The sequence below is a fragment of the Acetobacter sacchari genome (genome assembly GCF_017377715.1).
Lineage (GTDB): Bacteria > Pseudomonadota > Alphaproteobacteria > Acetobacterales > Acetobacteraceae > Acetobacter > Acetobacter sacchari.
On record NZ_JAFVMF010000014.1, the window covers coordinates 101,137 to 120,297 of the forward strand.

Consider the following 19,161-nt stretch of genomic DNA (forward strand, 5'->3'; position numbering starts at 1 on the left):
AATGTTTGTCATCCATAATCCGACCGCCGGGCGACGGAACACGCGCAAGCTGTGGGCCGTTCTCGACTGGCTGGTCAATCATGGCGCGCCGGTCAAAATCCTGGAGACCCGACACAGCGGCCATGCGACCGTGCTGGCGCGGGAAGCCGTGGCGAGCGGCGCGGACATGGTGGTCGCCGCTGGCGGGGACGGCACGATCGCCGAGACTGTCGCCGGGATGATTGGCGGGCAGGCGCGGCTGGGCGTCATCCCTCTGGGCACGGCGAACGTGCTGGCCCACGAATTCGGCCTGCCGAACCACCCGCGCGAACTCGCCACGATCCTCTCCTCCCCTCGCAGCGCGCCTCTCTGGCCCGGCGTAATGCGATCGCCGACATCGACGAAGCTCTTCGTCCAGATGGTCGGAGCGGGCTTCGACGCTCACGTGGTGCACAACATCGATCTTCATACCAAACGCCGTATCGGCCGTGGCGCCTATGTCCTGCAGACCCTCCGGGAGTTGCAGCGCTACCAGTTTCCCGATTTGACGATCCGGCTGGACGGGGTGAAGCATCGCGCCGCCAGCGTCATCGTCAGCAAGGGGCGCTTTTATGGCGGTCCCTACATACTGGCGCCGGACGCGCGGCCGGGCGAGCGAGGCTTCACCGTGGCGCTGTTCCGCGACGGCGGCCCGCTCTCCGCATTGCGGGCAGGGGCCGCTTTGCCGCAAGGGCGTATGGGCGCGTTACCGGGCGTTTCGTTGCTACACGCCTCGCACGTGGAGATCGGCGGACCGATCGGGCTGCCGGTGCAGGCGGATGGCGATCCTGCCGGGATATTGCCGCTCAGCGTCTACGACGCCGAAGGGCCGATCCTCGTCGCTGCATCCCCACAGGCAAAATACCGGCGCGGGGAGGCTGTGTTGTTTGACTCCGCATCGACCCCGCAGCAGCAAGCCGCTCAATAAGCTTGAAGATGCTATCTACCGTGTTTACGGCACAGACAACTCATATAACCGAAGTTCCGAATTCGTTAATTTATCGTGCCACACGCGCCGCGGTTAATTAAGCTTGCAATCATATATTTTCAGGAAATTTTATCGATTATTACACTGGTAACGTAATCTTTTTCTCAAATCATTGACGATGATAATTTTTCTTGTTTTGTTTAATTAAGTTTACACATTAAGTAAAATTATGGTGACACATGGAACTTCCACCCGAACTTGTTCAAATTTCAGGCGGGGACGTAGAAATTTGGGGTTATTATAACCCGGTGAAAGCACGCGACGTGGTAGAATCCGTAAGGAAAATTACCAACGCTCAGACAGACAAAGAAAAAAAGACGATTCTGCATATCATGTCAGGGACGCATGGCGCATGTAACCAGCGCATCGGCGCGGTAAACCCACAAGCAGCCGAAAGGCAGTTCTATAAGGAGGACAAAGCGCTTCGCGGCAAACAATCGGAGAATGTTACGGTCGAAGTTCATGAGTTCAACACGGAATTTCTCATCAAGACGAGGTCTCTTGTAAGAATTAAAAATCCTTTTTCAAGCTCAAAATACAAAGAGGACAAATTAGCTGGAACAACACATTCAATGTCAACGTTGAATAGAAAACTTCGCCTTCTGGTGGAAAAGAACACCGATTGCAAACATATATTCCTTTTAGCCTATTGCTGCAGCGCCGGAGAGAAATTGTCTGCTCCATGATTGAATAAACGCACATAAGTATTCCCAGTATTCAATTTTTTATATCCCACTTCATGCCTTGATTCTATTTTCGCTGCGTTCTCGTACACCCACGAAGAGCAGCGCCATATTGTCTGCCCCTCATGGACATAAACTCTTGCCGACCGTGATCAGAGGCGCTTCGGAAACCCCGCTGCAAGGTGGTCAATGAACGCCCGCACGGCCGAGGGTAGCCCCCTGCGCGTGGTGAACACGAGATGCACAATCCCGTTCGGCCCAGTCCACTCAGGCAGCACAGGCACAAGGCAACCGTCAACCAGCGCTTCGCGAACGAAATGATCCGGCAGCCACGCAACACCAAGGCCCGCAATCGCGGCGTCGCGCACCATGGTCATATCCTGCGAGCCAAACCGAGGCGTTCGACGAATTTCGTGCGTTTCACCATTCTCGTTCATCAACGGCCAGACGCAATCGGTCACCTCGTCACTCGTTGTCAGCAACGGTGCGGTCGCAAGGTCCGACAGGGCGCGAATGCCCGCGGCTACACGGGGATGCGCCACGAGGACACGCACGGAGCGACCCAACGTACGCATGGTCATTGCCGCATCCGACGTCAGCGCAAGACGGACACGCAGCGCGAGGTCGATGCGTTCCTTAACGAGATCAACAGGTCGATCCACCGCCAGAAGCTGTAGCCGCACCTTCGGGTAACGGCTCAGAAATCCGGTGATCAGATCTCCAATGACGGAGACCATCCCGGTGGGGCAACTGAATCGGACAATGCCTGCCGGCTCGGCCTGGGCGGCGCTGATGATCGCCTCCGCTGCATCCGCCTCGTCCAGCATGAGGCGACAGCGCTCATAAAATGCCTGCCCGAGTTCCGTGATGCGAAAACGGCGGCTCGAACGCTCGATCAACCGTGCGCCAAGCCGGGTCTCCAGATCCGATATACGACGACTGAGTTTGGATTTCGGCTCGTGCAACGCGCGCGATGCTGCGGAAAACCCACCATGCGTCACCACCGAGACGAAATATGCATGATCGTTGAGATCGCGCCGTTCCATCGTTCCTCTTTCTGAACGCTGTGTGCCGATATCACCGTCTACAGCATTTATCGTTGCGGTGTCATGTCTCTCTCACCGACGCACTAAACGCGTCTCGAACAGGGAGCAAAACAATGGTTTACGGATTTGATGGCAAAGTGGTGGTCGTGACCGGCGGCACAAGCGGCATCGGCCTGGCCACAGCCAAGGCGTTCGCCAAAGAAGGCGCATTCGTTTTCATTACGGGCAGAAGGCAGGATACGCTCGACGACGCCGTGGCCCAGATCGGCGGCAAGGTCACCGGCGTTCGCGGCGACATGAGCAATCTGGAAGACATCGACCGCCTGTATGATGCGGTCCAGCAGAAGCATGGACAAATCGACGTTATTTTCGCCAACGCTGGCGGCGGAACGTTCGCGCCTTTGGGAGAAATCACGGAAGAACACTACCAGTCTACCTTCGACAGCAACGTCAAGGGCGTGCTCTTTACGGTGCAAAAAGCGCTCCCTCTGTTGCGCGATGGCGCTTCGATCGTGCTTAACGCCTCAAACGTCAGCGCTGCTGGCACCCCCGCTTTCAGCATTTATTCGGCGACCAAGGCGGCAGTACGGAGCTTCGCACGCAACTGGATGCTCGACCTCAAGGACCGGCATATCCGCGTCAACGCAGTGAGCCCGGGAGTGACCGACACGGCAGGACTGAACCACCTTTTCGGCAACGGCGAACAGGCCGAAGGAACCAAAACCTACCTCGCCAGCCTGATCCCGTCGGGACGCGTCGCCCAACCCGAAGAGATCGCACGCTCGGTGCTTTTCCTCGCGTCTGATGAAGCCAGTTTCATCAACGGCATTGAACTTTACGTCGATGGCGGTCAAAAGCAAATCTGAACGTCGTCAGGTCCGCGCGGCGTCCTCCCGAACAAACATGCAGCGATGTTCGAATGAGCGCCGCGCGGTCGGATTATCAGACGTCTCAAGCCGCGGCATAACGCCTGCGCCTAGAATTTTCGGAGATGATCATGTCTTTCGTCACGACCAGGGATGGCGTCGAAATCTTCTACAAGGACTGGGGGCCGAAGGACGCCCGTCCTATCATGTTCCATCACGGATGGCCGCTGTCATCCGATGACTGGGACGCCCAGATGCTGTTCTTTTTGCAGCACGGCTTTCGTGTGGTTGCACATGACCGCCGCGGGCACGGACGCTCGACACAGGTGTCTGATGGTCACGACATGGACCACTATGCGGCCGACGCTTCTGCTGTCGTGGAAGCGCTGGACCTGCGAAACGCCGTGCATATCGGCCACTCTACAGGCGGGGGCGAGGTTGCGCGTTATGTAGCGAGACACGGTCAGCCCGCCGGACGCGTCGCCAAAGCGGTTCTGGTCAGCGCCGTTCCGCCCCTGATGCTGCGCACTGAAGCCAATCCAGAAGGCTTGCCTATCGAAGTGTTCGACGGATTTCGCTCGGCTCTTGCTGCAAATCGGGCTCAATTTTTCCGCGATGTGCCTGCTGGTCCGTTCTTCGGATTCAACCGCGCAGGAGTTGAGCCGCAGGAAGGCGTCATCCAAAACTGGTGGCGACAGGGCATGATGGGCAGCGCAAAGGCCCATTACGAGGGCATCAAGGCGTTTTCCGAGACTGACCAGACCGAAGACCTGAAGGCCATTACCGTGCCGACGCTTGTCCTGCATGGAGAAGACGACCAGATCGTGCCGATTGCCGACGCGGCGCTCAAGTCGATCAAACTGCTGCCAAATGCCAAGCTCAAGACCTACCCCGGTTTCCCGCACGGGATGCTGACAGTGCATGCAGATGTGCTCAATGCGGATCTGCTGGCCTTCATCAAAGGCTGACTTCCCGATGCGGCCACGGTAAATCTGCAGTGGCCGCATTGTCCTAAAGCTTCATCGGCGACACCATGTCGCGCCCGCCATAGCGTTATCGCACTGGAACCGCCCGTAAAACCGAGCCCCCAATCTGACATGCTCTGACCAAAGCAACGCTCAGCGCTGCGAGTGACGGAATGTCCCCGACAACAATACCGCCGCTTCCAGGACACAACGCTTGTCATTCAGAAATGTCTTTTTGACTAACGCTTCCTTCTTCAATCACACCTGAGCGATAATATTTGGAGACGAACACATTGAGCGTATTCTTGATTTGAATGTCGATTAACTTACGCTCTCAGCGCTACGGTTCATATTCATCATCAACATCGATGCATACAGATTATTATTTCATATTTTTTCGCGTTTTGCTTCGAGGATGCTTGGCAGACGTATTTCAATCCAGTCCGCAAGCGCAGACACCTTCTCCGCCGCTTCCTGCCCCAACGGCGTAAGGCTGTATTCGACATGTGGCGGCACCACATGAAACGCGACGCGATCAACAAGACCATCGCTTTCCAGCCACTTCAGGGTCTGAGCCAACATGCGCTCGCTCACGCCACCAATAAGGCGGCGTAATTCACCGAACCGGTGGGTTCCGTTTTGCAGCGCAATCAGAACGAGAACGCCCCAACGGCTGGTCATATGCTTTAGCACCTCGCGTGAGGGACATTGAGCGGCCATAAGGTCGCCTCGACGCAATTGCTCCGACAGAGAGGCTCGCTGAGTTTTCGAATTTTTCTTCATACTTACTTTTATGTACGTACTTACTAATCAGAAGCAAAGATCTTATGTCGTGATGTGTCACGGACCATAATCAGAGAGAAATGTCATGGCCATTGCGATTACCGGTGCGAGCGGTCAACTCGGGCGGCTTACACTCAAGGCCCTCATAGGCCGAGAGATCGGAGAACACATCGTCGCCCTGGCGCGCGCACCTTCAAAAATAGAGCTTGAAGGCGTCGAAAAACGGGAATTCGATTACTCCAGAATCGACACGCTCGCACCTGCTCTGAAAGGTGTAGAGACGTTGGTCCTGATTTCATCAAGCGAAATCGGGCACCGTGTCGTTCAGCATCGAAATGTCATCGAAGCTGCAAAGATCTCTGGCGTCCAGAATATTCTATATACCAGTGTGCTGCACGCCGATACGTCGCTTTTGTCGCTGGCAGATGAACATCGCAAAACCGAGGTCGACCTCGTATCGTCTGGCTTGTCTTTTACGATCCTCCGCAATGGCTGGTATACGGAAAATTACGTCAGTTCTGTCGGAGCCGCTCTCAAGGCAGGCGCATTTATCGGGAGCGCCGCAGGCGGCCGGATCTCATCCGCCGCTCGTGCCGATTACGCAGAAGCGCTTGCAGCCATCGCCACAAACAAAGGTCACTCCGGGAAAATCTATGAATTGGCGGGCGACAACGCCTGGACGCTTTCTGATCTGGCGGCAGAAATCTCGCGACAGACTGGAAAGGAAATCCCATATCGAAATCTGCCTGAATGGGAATACGCCCAAGCTCTTATTGGAGCAGGCCTTCCCGCTGATCTGGCGCATTTCATAGCGGGTTGCGACACCGCCGCCTCGAAAGGCGCGCTTTTCGATGACGGGCTTCAGCTCTCCGCCCTGATCGGGAGACCAACGACGTCTCTTTCTGAAAGCGTCGCTCTTGCGCTTAAATAATCTCTCTATCGATATCAAACGCCGCGACGATTTGTGAAGAGAGCACCCGCCTGTCGCCGCGCCCTCATAAACGACAAAAAATCAACCACGCTCAAAGGGGGAGCGTCCCCCCTTGAGCGGGAAGATGTCACCCGGCCTCGTCCACAAGCTCCTGCCGATACTTGTCCAGAGAACTTGCCAAATCCGGCTCCATCGTCGGCGTCTTCTGCCCCAGCTTCTCCATCGTGTCGATAATCGCGTGAATGACCACAAGCCGCGCAAACCATTTGCGGTTGGCGGGGATTACGAACCATGGCGCGTGATCACACGACGTATGGCGAATCGCCTCTTCATAAGCGTGACGATAGTCTCCCCAAAATTCACGCTCTTTCATGTCTGCGCTTGAGAATTTCCAACGCTTGTCCTTCAGGTCAAGACGGCGGAGCAGCCGCTTGCGCTGCTCTTCACGCGAAATGTTGAGGAAAAACTTCAGCACGACGGTCCCCTGCCGAGACAGGTAGTGCTCAAAATTTCGGATATCGTCGAAACGCCCCTGCCAGAACTCGGGCGTCCCGACCTCTCCCGGAAGGTGTTCCCTCTCCAGAAGCTCCGGATGCACCCGCGTCACCAGAACGTCCTCGTAGTGGCTGCGATTGAAGATGACGATACGGCCGGCGGACGGGCCGGCGATGTGAATGCGCCACAGGAAACCATGTAGAAGTTCCTGCGGTCCCGGTTGCTTGAAGGAAGAGACCGTGACGCCCTGCGGATTTACGCCCGACATCACGTGTTTGATCGTGCCGTCCTTGCCGGACGTGTCCATGCCCTGAAAGACGATCAGCAGCGACTTCGTCCCGTTGGCGTACAGCAGGTCCTGTAGATCTGCGAGGCGCTTTTTGGCGACCTTCATCAGCGCCTTGCCTTCGGACTTGCTTAGCCCGATGTCGGCCTTGTCCTTCGGGTCGTATTTCGACAGGTCGAAATTCGCCGCGTCGTCGACGCGGAAGCGCCGCGTCAGGATAGTCTGGAGGTCGGCGCTCTGCTTCATGACACGTCCCCTTGCAGTAACTTCAGGCGGCAGTTTTGAATGGGGTCAGCCGACCCCGCGCTTTACGGCGAGACCCGCCGACGCCTGACACACCGGCATCATCTCGATGCGGTTGATGTTTACGTGTGCAGGCAGGCGCAGCGTCCACGAAACCGTCTCCGCGATATCCTCAGGCAGGAGAGGCTGCGTGTCGCGATAAACCTCCGCCGCTTTCGCGTCGTCGCCAAAGCGGACATTGCTGAATTCGCTGCCGCCACACAGACCTGGCTCAATATTCGTCGCCCGCACTCGCGTTCCCAGCAAATCGCTACGGAGGTTGCGCATGAACTGCGACACGAACGCCTTTGACGCGCCATAGACATTGGCGCCTGGATAAGGATACGTCCCGGCCGTGCTGCCGATCGAGACGACATGCCCATGGTTGCGCTCTGTCATTCCCGGCAAAAGCGCGCGCGTGATTTCGACCAACCCGGTGACGTTGGTTGCGATCATGGTCTCCCAGTCGGCTATATTCGTCTCCTGCGCGGGGTTCAGGCCGAGCGCCAGTCCGGCGTTGTTCACCAACACGTCGACGCGGCGCCATGCTTCCGGAAGACTGTCTGGCAACGCCCGAAGCGCCTGCGTGTCCGTCATATCGAGTTGAAGCGGGAGGAAGGCATCGCCCAGCGCATCCTGCAACGCGACCAGACGCTCCTTGCGACGCCCTGTCCCGATCACCCTGTATCCGTCACGGACCAGGCGTTCGACGATCGCCTTGCCAAACCCCGCGGTGGCGCCCGTCACCAGAACCGTATCGCTCATCGCACTTCTCCCCAGACTGCTGTGCGTTTCATTCCCTACACGCCGCATTAGCCGAGGTTGGGCGGCGTGTTGTCAAATAGCCCAGTGAGCCCCATATCCATTGAATGGCTTCTGCTCCGACCGAAACGATCTACACGAATTTCCGCGACGCCCCCCTGACGGGGCGGCTTCTGGTCGCGACGCCTGCATTGTCGGACTCAGATTTCGCCCGCAGCGTCATCTACATATGCGCCCACTCTACAGAAGACGGCGCAATGGGGATCGTGGTCAATCGGCGCCTGTCCCAACCGGCGTTCGACGATCTGCTTCTTCAACTGGACATAGCTCCAGCTCCTCCGCGCCGACGCGTCTCGCTGTGCGCTGGCGGACCCGTGGAATCCATGCGCGGTTTCGTCCTGCACTCCTCCGACTGGAGCGGGGACGGCAGCATGACGGTCGACGAAGGCGTGTCCCTGACGGCCAGCCTCGACATCCTCAAGGATATCGCCGCCGGGTCTGGCCCGCGCGACGCACTGCTCGCCCTTGGACACGCAAGCTGGGCGGCGGGACAGATCGAGGAGGAAATCGCCCGTCACTCCGCATGGCTGGTGGCCCCGGCGACACGTGACATTCTTTTCGGCGTCGATCACACGGGCAAGTGGCGCAAGGCTTTGGCGGGGATCAACATCGATCCGCTGCGACTGGCGCCATTTGTTGGCAACGCTTAGGACGTTCTTCTGGCGGCGTATTCAGACGTAGATTCGGTGTGCGGCCTCACAGAACTGGAAACTTAAGAAAGTAGAGGCGACGACGACGCCCTCTCACGCATAACTGATGATCGTTCTCATAGTTAGGACCCTATGGAAAACGCTCGGGCTGTTGCCGTGCGCAGGCTCCAGACGTCAAAATCGAGCCTATCCTTGGCTATCTCGCACCAACACCAGACTCCACGCATTCAACTTTTGTTATCGTTCAAAATTTTTCAAAAATGATATTGCGAATCATTCGCGATCAATCGTAACGTAATGCTGCAGGTTGTTTCTATGTGTTGCGCATGGCGATCGGTAGATTCTCCGGCGCCCTGCATTTTTTAAACCAAGGATAAATTACATGAGGCTTTTAACTCTCGACGAATTTAATCAGGTAGCGGGGGGCGCGCCCCCTCCTCCACCCGGCGATGAGCAGATTGAAGTCCGGGGGACAGGTCCATACGCTCCTGGCGGAATTACGGGCGTAACTTTGGGGGGCTTAACTCCAGTAGGGGGAGGAGGGGAGGCCATGGTTACGGAGCGTGGACTTCTGCCGCGTGGGGGCGGCTTTCCAATGCTTTATTTGGTTCCGGTCAAACCACCATTACTGACCCATCTGGTCAGATCTCGGATGCGGTGAAGGCGTGCATGCAAAACGGAGGAAGCACTGCAACGTTCACTGGAAGTTCCGGCGGGATGACCATAGATGGCAGGGTTATTTCTGGATCTGGGAATAGCGCCGTATATCAATTCACTTGTCACAAGTGAAACTTGTTTTCCTGATATGTATAATGTAGAAATAGTGTGCAAGATTCTTGTAAAGCCATTGTGGAAACTCGAAATGGCGGGTTTTCATGAAGCGCCGTATGTATTCAGGCTATGGGTGGAGTTGCTATCAACCCACTTTTATCCATGGCGGACGGTTTACAGGTGGTTTCGCAAGCTGCTTTCTGCGTCAGACTATGCAAGACGTTAAAATTATGCGCAACCAAAAGCGGACGGCTAGCAAAGCCTCTCAAGCAGGTCGCCTCCGCGACAATCAAAACATCATGGTTCAGGATGCAGAGGTCCAGATTGTGACGCAGGCAAGAGAGATCATCGGCCACACGCGCCATATGGAAGTTGATATAGTTGCCCGTCGCTCTTAATCGAATTCACCCTCACAGATCTTTCAGCAGTTGGCCATATGAGCGTCGACGCTAACCGCGAATAGGTTATCTGGTCGCAGATAAGTCCCACGATCGATCGCAAGTGATGAACAGCATTACCTTTTCGTATATACGGTTGAGCTCATACTGCGGTCATATGCGACACGAGCTCGCCCCCCGCTCGTGGTCATGGGTGATTAAACAGACATTCGGCAAGATGATGCGCGGACACCGTGACCCAGATTGCTCTGGACAAAATCACACTATATAGAGGTTTTTTTCTTTAATATACAAAACGAATAAGAAATTTAATCGAGGATTTATTATGAGGAAAAAGTTTATAATTTCTTTAATTATTACCAGTATTTTTATAATAGTTTTATTTTCGACTTATAAGGCGGTTTTTATTGATGCAGATTTTGTTTACGGACGATTTTGGGTTACATTAAATGAAAATTACTATAAAATCAATAATGATAACTTCAATTTCTCAGATATTGAGAATAATTTTCGTCCAAAAAACAAAAATTCAGAATATTTATATGATTATTCTTTTAGTAATATACTGAACATTATGCCTTCTTCCCATTTTTATATCACCCCACCGCCGTCTGTTGTTTCAAAAACTGGGAAAATAATATTTGCATCAACTGGAATGGATATAAGCCCATCTAATTTAATTTGCTCGGGTGTCGTAATTTCTTCTTTTCGTTCAATAATTAGACCACAAATAATCGGCGTGGACAAACAGAGTCCTCTTTCCGGACAGGGGATTGGTCTTGGTTGGCGCTTTGTTGCCGCGGAGACATCAGAGAACGACTCTTCAAATATAATTTTGACATTATATGACAATGGGGGGAAAATTCGAAAATTTCATATAAGAAAAAACCCATACATATTGTCAGATATAGAAAAAATATATTCAGAAATGAGATACAACTTAAATCCGGACAGGAATATCACCTTACCAAATTTAGGAATTATCTCCACATCCGGCCGCGACGCCCAACTTCCAGAAGTATCGTATATTATACCAAACAGCCAAGCGGTAAATGAGCGTGTATCAATCGGTGATAAAGTCAAATTTCTCGAAACCGTCAATGGCGGCAAAGAAACACATATAGTTTTTACAAAAAAAACAAATGAAGAAATAAAGATGAAAATAAAAAACTCGTGCGTGAAAGATGGATTGTTCGGAAAAAGGGATATTAAGGTCATTAATAAAAATATCTCGTATGTTAGGTTTGATCGATTTGATAAATACTCTTTAGATTGGTTGCAAGAAAATGTTAAATACCTCTCAAATGACATAATCATTGATTTTAGGCGCAATCGGGGTGGGTTGATTTCTGTATTAGAAAACTTTTTGGGCATGTTTTTAGGTCCAGATAAAAATATAGGTTCTGATATCAGAAGGTTCACTACTATAACAGAAAAAACGCCATCAGATTCGCAGAAGATAAATTCTGGGAGGATAGTCATCTTGTTAGGAAAAGCTACTGCAAGTTCTGCGGAGATCGCATCTGACATATTACGTTTATATAGAGGAGCTATTATCGTTGGTGAAACGTCAAGTGGTCAGGTTCTGACTTCGAGTTCTTTCTCTCTTCCAGATAATGGTAAAGTTGTATTGCCAATAGGAGAGTATCGAGATCCTTCTGGTATGACGCTTGAAGGGGTGGGCGTGTCTCCAGATCAAGTGATAAATTCACAGAATGCCGACCAAAAAGAGACGGATTTTTATTTGGAATTATCTAAATTATATTTAACAAAATAGTTTTTTAGTTTGCTGTTTTCTGCAAAAATAAACACCACGAAAAATTGCCGACCTCTGACGTTTCTGCGACTGGTTACTGGAGTGACGTTAAGCTGCGCCAGGAACTGCATGAGTTGGTTGCTTTCATGGTCCCAGCTTCCAATAATTTCGCCCATTTTCTTCCGTCATTCTCGCAACAAATTATCGCCGCACCTGAATTCAACGACTGGCTTCGCCGCCAGACAAAGCCAAACAGGCTGCCCCTGCCGTCATACGCGGCACGCACCTCTCGATTTTGTTCGCCGCGAGGTGCATGTCATCGATCATCATGCGTTCCGTCCCTCTGGCTGGTTGGACAGCGTCGTCCCAGTCCGAACAAAGACGCGTCGCCGACGCAGGTCTTGCCACAATCAGTTGAGCGACAAGGGGCAGTCACGCCGGAAACACCCCGCCAGTGCTTTGCTACACAAGCCACCTGACAGCGTAGGTAGACGCCCTTCTCGGCACGGCGAGCCCTTCTCTCATGAAAGCCGCAGGCCGCGCACCCTCGGCTGAGAGAAACGCATCGAACGACGTCCTGTTTAATCTACATCAGGAATTGGAAGCCGAAGCCGGGCGCGACGAAATCTCCGGCTGTGCGCGCGAACACGTCGATCAGAGCTTTCGCCGCTCCTATAAAATTCACCGCGGCAGCGACACGCGCGCGCCCAATCCTTGCAACTCCTTCAGCAAGATCAACCGACGCTGACCCGCGACGTTTGCAGATACACGGCCATACCCCGTTCATTTCCCGCTCTACGACAACGCATCGCAATATACGCTCCCTCTGCGATGATATACGCTCCTCCTACCGAACGACGCCTGCAGCGTCGCCGTCACTCCTGAGCGTTGAAAGGATTAACCGATGAAACTGAGCGCACGGAACCAGATCAAGGGGACCATCTCCAAAATCGTCAAAGGCGCCACGACGTCGCATGTCACGATCGACATTGGCGGCGCTTCCGTCATGGCGTCGATCACCAACGAAGCCGTCGAGGAGCTCGGCCTGACGGAAGGGGCGGCTGCGTTCGCAGTCATCAAGGCCTCGGACGTCATGGTGGCCGTCGAATAGCCGCGGTCGCCGCCATCAGAATGAAGGTCGTGTTCGCCGAACACGCAGGGCTCTCCTGATCAGGGCACTGTGATAGGGGCGATAATCGCACGGGGCCATGAGAGGGGAGGGCCAGGAGCTGCGTGCGGAAAATTCGCTTGCACGCATTTCGTTGCGATTTTAGCATGACTATAAAGTGTGATCGAAACCCTCATGGCTTCGCGCCTGATTTGCTGCGGCCAATGAAAATCTTGTGGAGCCAGGTATCCAGCAGGTTTTCTGAATCGAAACTACCTGCGTAACGGAAAAATCGCCTGGCAGGGTGGAGAACCGAATGACTTTGCCTGCGTCGGACGACATGCCGACCGCCAGAAAATGGCCCAGCATCAGTCGCCGCGATTTTATTAACGGCGTCGCAGCCATCGCCACCGCACCATCGATACCGGGCCGCGCTGCGGAAGGCGGAATTTTTATCCCTCCGCCGCAAGAAACAGGCCTGCGCGGCAGCCACCCGGGCGCGTTCGAAGCCGCGCATGCGTTGCGAGACGGCGCGCTCAAGCCAGAAAGCGTTCGTGACACAGGCGAACTCTACGATCTCGTGATCGTCGGCGGTGGGTTGAGCGGCCTTGCGGCGGCGCATTTCTTTCGTCGATACGCGGGAACTGACAAAACCGTTTTGATCGTGGAGAATCACGACGATTTCGGCGGTCATGCAAAACGTAACGAATTTGACGTTGACGGACACAAGATTGTTCTCAATGGGGGAACGCTGGAGATCGAGTCTCCCGAGCGCTACAACGAATGGGCGCGTTCGATTCTGAACGACATCGGTGTCGACCTCTCCGCTTACGAGCGCGAAAACGCCCCTCAGGACTCTCTTTATGAGACTCTTGGCATGAAGCCCGCATTTTTCTTCGATCGCGAAGGTTGGTCCGCGGATCGTATGGCTCGCAGAGGTTCACGTCGCGACGCGCCTTGGCCGAGCCTCGACGCCGCAGCGATCGCTCAGGCGCCGCTCAGCCCCCGCGCCCGGAAGGACCTTGAGCGCCTGTTGGCGAGGACGCAGCCGGACTACATGCCCGGCGTCGCCGTCGCAGAAAAAAAGAAACGGCTCGCGACGCTTGCCTACGATAGATATCTGCTGGACTACGTAAAGGTCGACCCCACTGTGGCGCGCATGTTTCGCAAGGCTGGAGCGGGGGTCTTCTGCGTCGGCGCGGACGCCATGCCCGCCCTGTTCGCCTGGGCGATGGGATATCCCGGTTTCTCCGGCCTTGGTCTGGGCGTCATGCCCGAGGGCCTTCTCTCCGATCTGCCCGGCGGCGAGCATGGACGCCAGACCGAGACCGATCGCTCCGTTCATTTCCCTGACGGCAACGCCACGCTCGCTCGCCTGCTCGTCGCGTCCCTGATCCCCGAGGCGACGACGGCGCGTGGTCAGAACGCTATGGGCACAGCCGATTTCGACTACATGGCGCTTGACCGGGCGTCGAACAAGGTCCGCATCCGGTTGTCCACGCTGGCGCTGAACGTCGTCCATGACGGTCCGACGGAGAGCGCGGAGGCTGTGTCGGTCCTGTGTTGTCCCGCCTCAGAACCTCACCCGACGGCCATACGAAAAGTGCGCGGGCGACAGGTCGTGATGGCGTGCTGGAACATGTTCATCCCGTATCTGATCCCCACTCTGCCGGACGCACAGAAAAAGGCGCTCGCCTACGGGGTAAAGGGGCCGATCGTCTACGCCAACGTCGCCCTGCGTAACTGGCGTGCATTTCACAAACTCGGCGTGTCGGACATTGACAGTCCGAACATGTATTTCGAGCAGGTGCAGATCGCCGAACCTGCCTCTCTGGGCGCTCTGAAAGCGCCGACCAACCCGGATCGGCCGATCGTCGTGCGTATGATCAAGACGTTCGACGCACCCGGACTCCCGACCAAGCGCGATCAGCACCGCGCCGGTCGGGCGGCGCTGCTCGCCACGCCATTTGAGACATTCGAACGCGAAATCCGCTCTCAATTGCAGAGACTCCTTGGATCTGGCGGTTTCGACGCGGACCGCGACATAGCCGCCATCACCGTCAATCGCTGGCCCCACGGCTACGCCTACACCTATAACAGCCTTTACGAACCTCTGAACTGGGTCTTTACCGAAACAGACGAGCGTCCCTGTGTCGCAGCGCGTCAACCGTTTGGTCGCGTCGCCATCGCAAACTCCGATTCCGCGGCCAGCCCCCATACCGACGCAGCTTTCGAAGCCGCGCATCGCGCGGTGGTCGAACTGCTTGAGCGTGAAGCGTTTCCCTTTGTTTCTGCAACGCCGGGTCCGTCCACATTTTGAAGACTATTGCGCACGTCGGTTTCGCGTACTGATCGAAAGAACGATATGACAAAATTTGATATCACCCGAAGAGACTTCGTGCACGGTGTTTCGGGCGCAACGCTCGCCGCGCTTCTTTCGGGCAAGCCCGCTACCGCAGCGGCGCCGTCAGACGCATCGACATATCCGCCGTTGCGAACTGGGCTAAGGGGGCAATACCCCGGTTCGTTTGAAATCGCTCACGCCGCGAGAGACGGTCATTTCAACGGCCCTGTATCCGCGAAAAGTACCGGCGAACATTACGACCTTATTGTTGTCGGCGGCGGCATCTCAGGGCTGAGTTCCGCCCTGTTTTACCAGAAGGCTCTTGGTCCGAAAGCGCGCATTCTGGTTCTGGACAATCATGACGATTTTGGCGGTCACGCCAAGCGTAACGAGTTCCTCCACAAAGGCCGCATGTATTTGTCCTATGGCGGGACAATGAGCATCGAAACGCCATTTCCCTACAGTTTCACCGCCAAATCGCTCCTTACCGAACTTGGCGTGACGCCGTCCCGGTGGAAAGACGTCGTGCAGCGGAAAACCTTTGCTGGCATGGGATCGGGCGTATTTTTCGACCGCGAGCACTTCACTGCGGATAGTCTCGTTCCCGGTTTCAACCATGAAGAAGCGCCGACCGCCGCATTTTGGGACGCCGCACCTCTGGATTTCGCGTCGAAAACGGCGCTTTTGCGCTTGTATGACGCCAACACGAACTTTATGCCGGGCATGACGCCACACGAACGCCGCAAGCGTCTTGAGGCAATGAGTTATGAAACGTTTCTACGCAAATACGCAAAATTGCCAGATCAGGCAGTTTCTTTCTTTGACGGCGTGGGATATCGCAACAACATGCGCATCGACACATGTCCTGCGTTCATGGCCATGCGCGGCGGCGCGCCGGGTTTCGCCGGAATGGAAGTCGAGCAGGACCCGCTTGAAGAGGCAGATTTTTTCCATTTTCCTGACGGAAACGCGTCGATAGCTCGGCTCCTCGTCGCGCGGCTGGTCCCGAAAGTTTTCGGCGCACCGCAGACCATGGATAGCATCGTGACGGCCACCGCCGACTACAGCCATCTGGATCGTCCTGATCAACCTGTACGCATTCGGCTGAAACAGATGGTCGTTCGCGTAGAGCATGTCGGCGACGCCTCCGTTGTCGAAAACGCCTCTGGATCCATTCACCCCGTGCGCGTGGTTTATCAGAAGCCGGACGGGTCGGACGACCAACGTTACGAGGCGAAAGCCGCGAATGTAATTCTCGCCTGCTTTAACAACATCATTCCTTACATAGCACCGCAATTGCCCGAATCGCAGAAGCAGGCGCTGAAATACCCGTCAAAAGTGCCCATGATGTACACCAGCGTCCTTTTGCGGAACTGGCGCGCCTGGAAATCCGCCGGGGTCAACACCGTCATGGCGCCTCATGGCTATTACCAGCATCTTTTACTCGATACGCCACTGCAGCTCGGCGATTACGAAAGTGTCGGCGCAGTGGATGAACCCGCGACTCTTCATATGTTACGCAATCCAAATTTTCCCGGCCACCCGAGAAAAGATCAAAACCGGATGGGACGTCAGGAAATGTTGGCGACGTCCTTCGAAACCATCGAATCCGAAACGCGCGCGCAACTCCAAAGAACGTTCGGCTCATACGGCTTCGACGAAAAGCAGGATATTCTCGCAATCACCGTCAACCGATGGCCCCACGGTTACGCCTATACCTACGACACTCTTGGCGACCCCACTTTTCCCGACGCCGAGCAACCGCATGTCATAGGCCGAAAGCCTTTTGGGCGGATCGCCATCGCCAACGCAGATTCCGGCGCGGCGGCGTTCACCAACATCGCCATAGACGAGGCGGAGCGGGCTGTGCAGGAGAGTCTCGCAAGCCGGGGTTATGATTGACGCTCGCAACACAGAATAGATCGTTCTCTGGCGCGTCTGATCACGAGTGCGACTGTCGCTTGTCATACGAATCTATTTTTAGAAAAGTCAAACTTTGAACTCGTGATCGAATAAGACCTGCTTGAAGGCAGCAGGCTGTCGTCGTCCACAAAATTCTGACGCATACAGCACCAGAGTTTTGGGAAACGCAAAAAACTTCATCGCCCGGCGTTCAAGACTCCTTCCCCTCCAGAATAGTCTTCACTTCCACCTTTCCTTCATCAGCCAGAGGGGGCTGCACGCGGCTGGGCAACAGCGCGCCCTGCTCGGCGAGACGCGGGTAGGCGGCCGCGGCAACGATGTGGGAGTTTACTCGCTTCAAATCCCGCAACAGATCCAGCTGCGCTTCTCCGGGGTCGTGAGCCGAAGGCGCCGCGTCGGACCGAACACCCGCGGCCTGCTGCGTCTGGCGCAGACGCTCGAAATAGGCGTTCGTGGCGTCCATCTCGATTTCACGGAATACGTCCTTCTGCGCGGCAAGACGCCGCGCTATCGCATCGTCTCCGCCCAGCAGGATGGTTGCACATGAATCGATATTGACGTGAATTCGGTCGATCATCTTCGTCACAGGCGTCAGAAGATCCTGCGCCAGACGTATGCGCTGACGAGCCAGTTTCTGCGCTTCAGTCAGCAAGTTGCGCTCGGCGATGTCGCTTGCATGGATCAATTGCGTGCAGAACGCGAGGATATCCTCCGCGCGCGTCAATTCGTCCTGAGTCGCAGATTCCGGGTCAAGCGCCACAAGGTAGCTGCGGATCGCGGTCCCAAGCTGCCCCATTGAAGCCGCGTCACGCCGGATGCTCAACGCGGGTTGCGCGTCTGCCGTGATGAGGGACTCCCGCAGGGCGCCCATGATGTCGACGAGAAGATCGCAAAGGCGCAAGGCTTCGCGCGTGGCGTTAGCGACGGCGATCTGCGGCGCATTGTCGAGCATCGACCGATCGAGATAAAGCGGCGTGCCGGGCGTGAGCGTCACCTGCCGCGGCGGGTCGGGAAACATCTTCTCCAGCAGACGCGCGTAGCGGTCGATAAAGGGCAACGCGACAACCGCCAGGGCCAGATTGAACACGGTGTGAAAATCCGCGACGCTTCGCTGTGGAGTCCCCTCCCAGCCCGACACCCAATCCGCCAGGGGTCGGAGAAACGGCAGAACCAGCGCTGCAGCCGCCGCGCGCAACAGGAGATTGCCGAGCGGCAGACGCCGCGTGGCGGCGTCGGTCGCGTCGCTTTCCAGCACCGGGTTGATGGACGTGCCTATATTGGCGCCCAGCACCAGCGCGAAGGCGGTCGCAGGCCCGATCGCGCCCCGCGACGCAAAGCTCGCCACCAGCATCACGGTCGCGACGGAGGAATGACTCATCCAGGTGACGCCAGCGGCCAGCAACACGGCCGCGAGAGGATGCGCGCCAACGACGCCAAGCACGTTCTGCAGTTCCGGGCGGTGCGCATAGGGCTCCAGCACGTCGATGAACTGGCGTAACGCGAGCAGAAGCAAGCCCAGCCCGATAAACACGCGGCCCGAATCCCTCACCGGCCCCCGGCTTTTGCGAAACAACACGACGCCCGCCAAAATCAGAGCCGGCGCCACGGCGGTGACGTCGAACGCGAGCACCTGCACGATCAGCGTGGTGCCGACATTGGCCCCGAGCATAACGGCGAGGGACGCCGACAGCGCTATGTGCGCCCGCGCCGCCATGTTGGTGATCATCAACCCGGTCGCGGTCGAAGATTGAAGGACAGCCGTCACGCCAAGACCGGTCGCGAAGGCCTGCAACCGCCCGCGAAGCATTCTCTCGAGAAACACGTTCAGGCGCGGCCCGAAGGTGCGCCTGACGCCGGTCTGCACCATGTGGACGCCCCACAGAAGCAGGGCGACGCTGCCGGCCAGATCGATGGCGGTCAAAAGCTCCATCCAGCGCTGTTCCTCTCTTCGTCATACATGGACCGACGCCGCTGTGGCGTCGCCTGCCCGCGAATCATAAACCTGTCCACGCCATATGGGTCCAGATGAAAGCGTCCCGGCTTTGC

Annotated in this window: 17 protein-coding genes; 12 read left to right on the forward strand and 5 right to left on the reverse strand. The window is 55.9% G+C overall.

From position 1 onward, the window contains the following. Position 1: 1 nt before the first annotated feature. Together J2D73_RS13610 and J2D73_RS13615 are read left to right on the forward strand one after the other, a co-directional pair. Positions 2-946, forward strand: a complete 945-nt coding sequence (locus J2D73_RS13610) for a diacylglycerol/lipid kinase family protein (protein ID WP_207882088.1) — start codon at positions 2-4, stop codon at positions 944-946. 239 nt (positions 947-1,185) lie between these two features. Beyond that, the gene (locus J2D73_RS13615; protein WP_207882090.1) at positions 1,186-1,692 is read left to right on the forward strand and encodes a hypothetical protein; all 507 of its coding nucleotides are present in this window, start codon (positions 1,186-1,188) and stop codon (positions 1,690-1,692) included. 149 nt (positions 1,693-1,841) lie between these two features. Here the strand turns inward: J2D73_RS13615 and J2D73_RS13620 are convergent, their stop codons facing one another. Next, positions 1,842-2,735, reverse strand: a complete 894-nt coding sequence (locus J2D73_RS13620; protein ID WP_207882092.1) for a LysR substrate-binding domain-containing protein — start codon at positions 2,733-2,735, stop codon at positions 1,842-1,844. A 113-nt stretch (positions 2,736-2,848) separates the two neighbouring features. On the opposite strand from J2D73_RS13620, the gene J2D73_RS13625 reads away from it, so the two are divergent. Together J2D73_RS13625 and J2D73_RS13630 are read left to right on the forward strand one after the other, a co-directional pair. Then, positions 2,849-3,601, forward strand: a complete 753-nt coding sequence (locus J2D73_RS13625) for an SDR family NAD(P)-dependent oxidoreductase (RefSeq protein WP_207882094.1) — start codon at positions 2,849-2,851, stop codon at positions 3,599-3,601. Between the two features lie 131 nt (positions 3,602-3,732). Then, complete coding sequence (locus J2D73_RS13630; protein ID WP_207882095.1) at positions 3,733-4,569, forward strand: alpha/beta fold hydrolase; 837 nt, start codon at positions 3,733-3,735, stop codon at positions 4,567-4,569. 384 nt (positions 4,570-4,953) lie between these two features. Here the strand turns inward: J2D73_RS13630 and J2D73_RS13635 are convergent, their stop codons facing one another. Beyond that, positions 4,954-5,247: a winged helix-turn-helix transcriptional regulator gene (locus J2D73_RS13635; RefSeq protein WP_243429949.1), complete on the reverse strand. Its 294-nt coding sequence runs from the start codon at positions 5,245-5,247 to the stop codon at positions 4,954-4,956. A 187-nt stretch (positions 5,248-5,434) separates the two neighbouring features. On the opposite strand from J2D73_RS13635, the gene J2D73_RS13640 reads away from it, so the two are divergent. Continuing rightward, on the forward strand, positions 5,435-6,280 hold the full coding sequence (locus tag J2D73_RS13640; RefSeq protein WP_207882097.1) for an SDR family oxidoreductase: 846 nt from the start codon (positions 5,435-5,437) through the stop codon (positions 6,278-6,280). Positions 6,281-6,407: 127 nt separating this feature from the next. Here J2D73_RS13640 and J2D73_RS13645 read toward each other — a convergent pair whose 3' ends face one another. Next, the gene (locus tag J2D73_RS13645) at positions 6,408-7,307 is read right to left on the reverse strand and encodes a PPK2 family polyphosphate kinase (protein WP_207882098.1); all 900 of its coding nucleotides are present in this window, start codon (positions 7,305-7,307) and stop codon (positions 6,408-6,410) included. Between the two features lie 45 nt (positions 7,308-7,352). Then, the gene (locus J2D73_RS13650) at positions 7,353-8,108 is read right to left on the reverse strand and encodes an SDR family NAD(P)-dependent oxidoreductase (RefSeq protein WP_207882099.1); all 756 of its coding nucleotides are present in this window, start codon (positions 8,106-8,108) and stop codon (positions 7,353-7,355) included. 104 nt (positions 8,109-8,212) lie between these two features. Here J2D73_RS13650 and J2D73_RS13655 point away from each other — a divergent pair, with 104 nt between their 5' ends. From J2D73_RS13655 to J2D73_RS13685, 7 genes are all read left to right on the forward strand, one after another. Then, a complete protein-coding gene (locus tag J2D73_RS13655; protein ID WP_207882100.1) occupies positions 8,213-8,815 on the forward strand; it encodes a YqgE/AlgH family protein in 603 nt (200 codons plus the stop codon). 875 nt (positions 8,816-9,690) lie between these two features. Further along, on the forward strand, positions 9,691-9,984 hold the full coding sequence (locus J2D73_RS13660; RefSeq protein WP_207882101.1) for a hypothetical protein: 294 nt from the start codon (positions 9,691-9,693) through the stop codon (positions 9,982-9,984). Between the two features lie 325 nt (positions 9,985-10,309). Continuing rightward, a complete protein-coding gene (locus J2D73_RS13665) occupies positions 10,310-11,761 on the forward strand; it encodes a S41 family peptidase (protein WP_207882103.1) in 1,452 nt (483 codons plus the stop codon). Between the two features lie 502 nt (positions 11,762-12,263). Beyond that, a complete protein-coding gene (locus tag J2D73_RS13670) occupies positions 12,264-12,488 on the forward strand; it encodes a hypothetical protein (protein WP_207882105.1) in 225 nt (74 codons plus the stop codon). 156 nt (positions 12,489-12,644) lie between these two features. Further along, positions 12,645-12,851, forward strand: coding sequence for a TOBE domain-containing protein (locus J2D73_RS13675; RefSeq protein WP_207882107.1), 207 nt, complete (start codon positions 12,645-12,647; stop codon positions 12,849-12,851). 313 nt (positions 12,852-13,164) lie between these two features. Further along, positions 13,165-15,168: an NAD(P)/FAD-dependent oxidoreductase gene (locus J2D73_RS13680; protein WP_243429950.1), complete on the forward strand. Its 2,004-nt coding sequence runs from the start codon at positions 13,165-13,167 to the stop codon at positions 15,166-15,168. Positions 15,169-15,213: 45 nt separating this feature from the next. Then, positions 15,214-17,094: an NAD(P)-binding protein gene (locus J2D73_RS13685; protein WP_207882109.1), complete on the forward strand. Its 1,881-nt coding sequence runs from the start codon at positions 15,214-15,216 to the stop codon at positions 17,092-17,094. A 211-nt stretch (positions 17,095-17,305) separates the two neighbouring features. Here the strand turns inward: J2D73_RS13685 and J2D73_RS13690 are convergent, their stop codons facing one another. Further along, positions 17,306-19,045 carry a Na/Pi cotransporter family protein gene (locus J2D73_RS13690; protein WP_207882111.1) on the reverse strand — a complete coding sequence of 580 codons (1,740 nt, stop codon included), beginning with the start codon at positions 19,043-19,045 and terminating at the stop codon, positions 17,306-17,308. Positions 19,046-19,161: the final 116 nt, after the last annotated feature.

Bases quoted from the DNA above. Each gene is read 5' to 3' on its own strand.
- J2D73_RS13635 (WP_243429949.1), bottom strand. From the start codon at position 5,247: ATGACCAGCCGTTGGGGCGTTCTCGTTCTGATTGCGCTGCAAAACGGA.
- J2D73_RS13625 (WP_207882094.1), top strand. From the start codon at position 2,849: ATGGTTTACGGATTTGATGGCAAAGTGGTGGTCGTGACCGGCGGCACA.
- J2D73_RS13670 (WP_207882105.1), top strand. From the start codon at position 12,264: ATGAAAGCCGCAGGCCGCGCACCCTCGGCTGAGAGAAACGCATCGAAC.
- J2D73_RS13650 (WP_207882099.1), bottom strand. From the start codon at position 8,108: ATGAGCGATACGGTTCTGGTGACGGGCGCCACCGCGGGGTTTGGCAAG.
- J2D73_RS13665 (WP_207882103.1), top strand. From the start codon at position 10,310: ATGAGGAAAAAGTTTATAATTTCTTTAATTATTACCAGTATTTTTATA.
- J2D73_RS13620 (WP_207882092.1), bottom strand. From the start codon at position 2,735: ATGGAACGGCGCGATCTCAACGATCATGCATATTTCGTCTCGGTGGTG.
- J2D73_RS13680 (WP_243429950.1), top strand. From the start codon at position 13,165: ATGACTTTGCCTGCGTCGGACGACATGCCGACCGCCAGAAAATGGCCC.
- J2D73_RS13610 (WP_207882088.1), top strand. From the start codon at position 2: ATGTTTGTCATCCATAATCCGACCGCCGGGCGACGGAACACGCGCAAG.
- J2D73_RS13690 (WP_207882111.1), bottom strand. From the start codon at position 19,045: ATGGAGCTTTTGACCGCCATCGATCTGGCCGGCAGCGTCGCCCTGCTT.
- J2D73_RS13645 (WP_207882098.1), bottom strand. From the start codon at position 7,307: ATGAAGCAGAGCGCCGACCTCCAGACTATCCTGACGCGGCGCTTCCGC.
- J2D73_RS13655 (WP_207882100.1), top strand. From the start codon at position 8,213: ATGGCTTCTGCTCCGACCGAAACGATCTACACGAATTTCCGCGACGCC.
- J2D73_RS13630 (WP_207882095.1), top strand. From the start codon at position 3,733: ATGTCTTTCGTCACGACCAGGGATGGCGTCGAAATCTTCTACAAGGAC.
- J2D73_RS13685 (WP_207882109.1), top strand. From the start codon at position 15,214: ATGACAAAATTTGATATCACCCGAAGAGACTTCGTGCACGGTGTTTCG.
- J2D73_RS13675 (WP_207882107.1), top strand. From the start codon at position 12,645: ATGAAACTGAGCGCACGGAACCAGATCAAGGGGACCATCTCCAAAATC.
- J2D73_RS13660 (WP_207882101.1), top strand. From the start codon at position 9,691: ATGAAGCGCCGTATGTATTCAGGCTATGGGTGGAGTTGCTATCAACCC.
- J2D73_RS13640 (WP_207882097.1), top strand. From the start codon at position 5,435: ATGGCCATTGCGATTACCGGTGCGAGCGGTCAACTCGGGCGGCTTACA.
- J2D73_RS13615 (WP_207882090.1), top strand. From the start codon at position 1,186: ATGGAACTTCCACCCGAACTTGTTCAAATTTCAGGCGGGGACGTAGAA.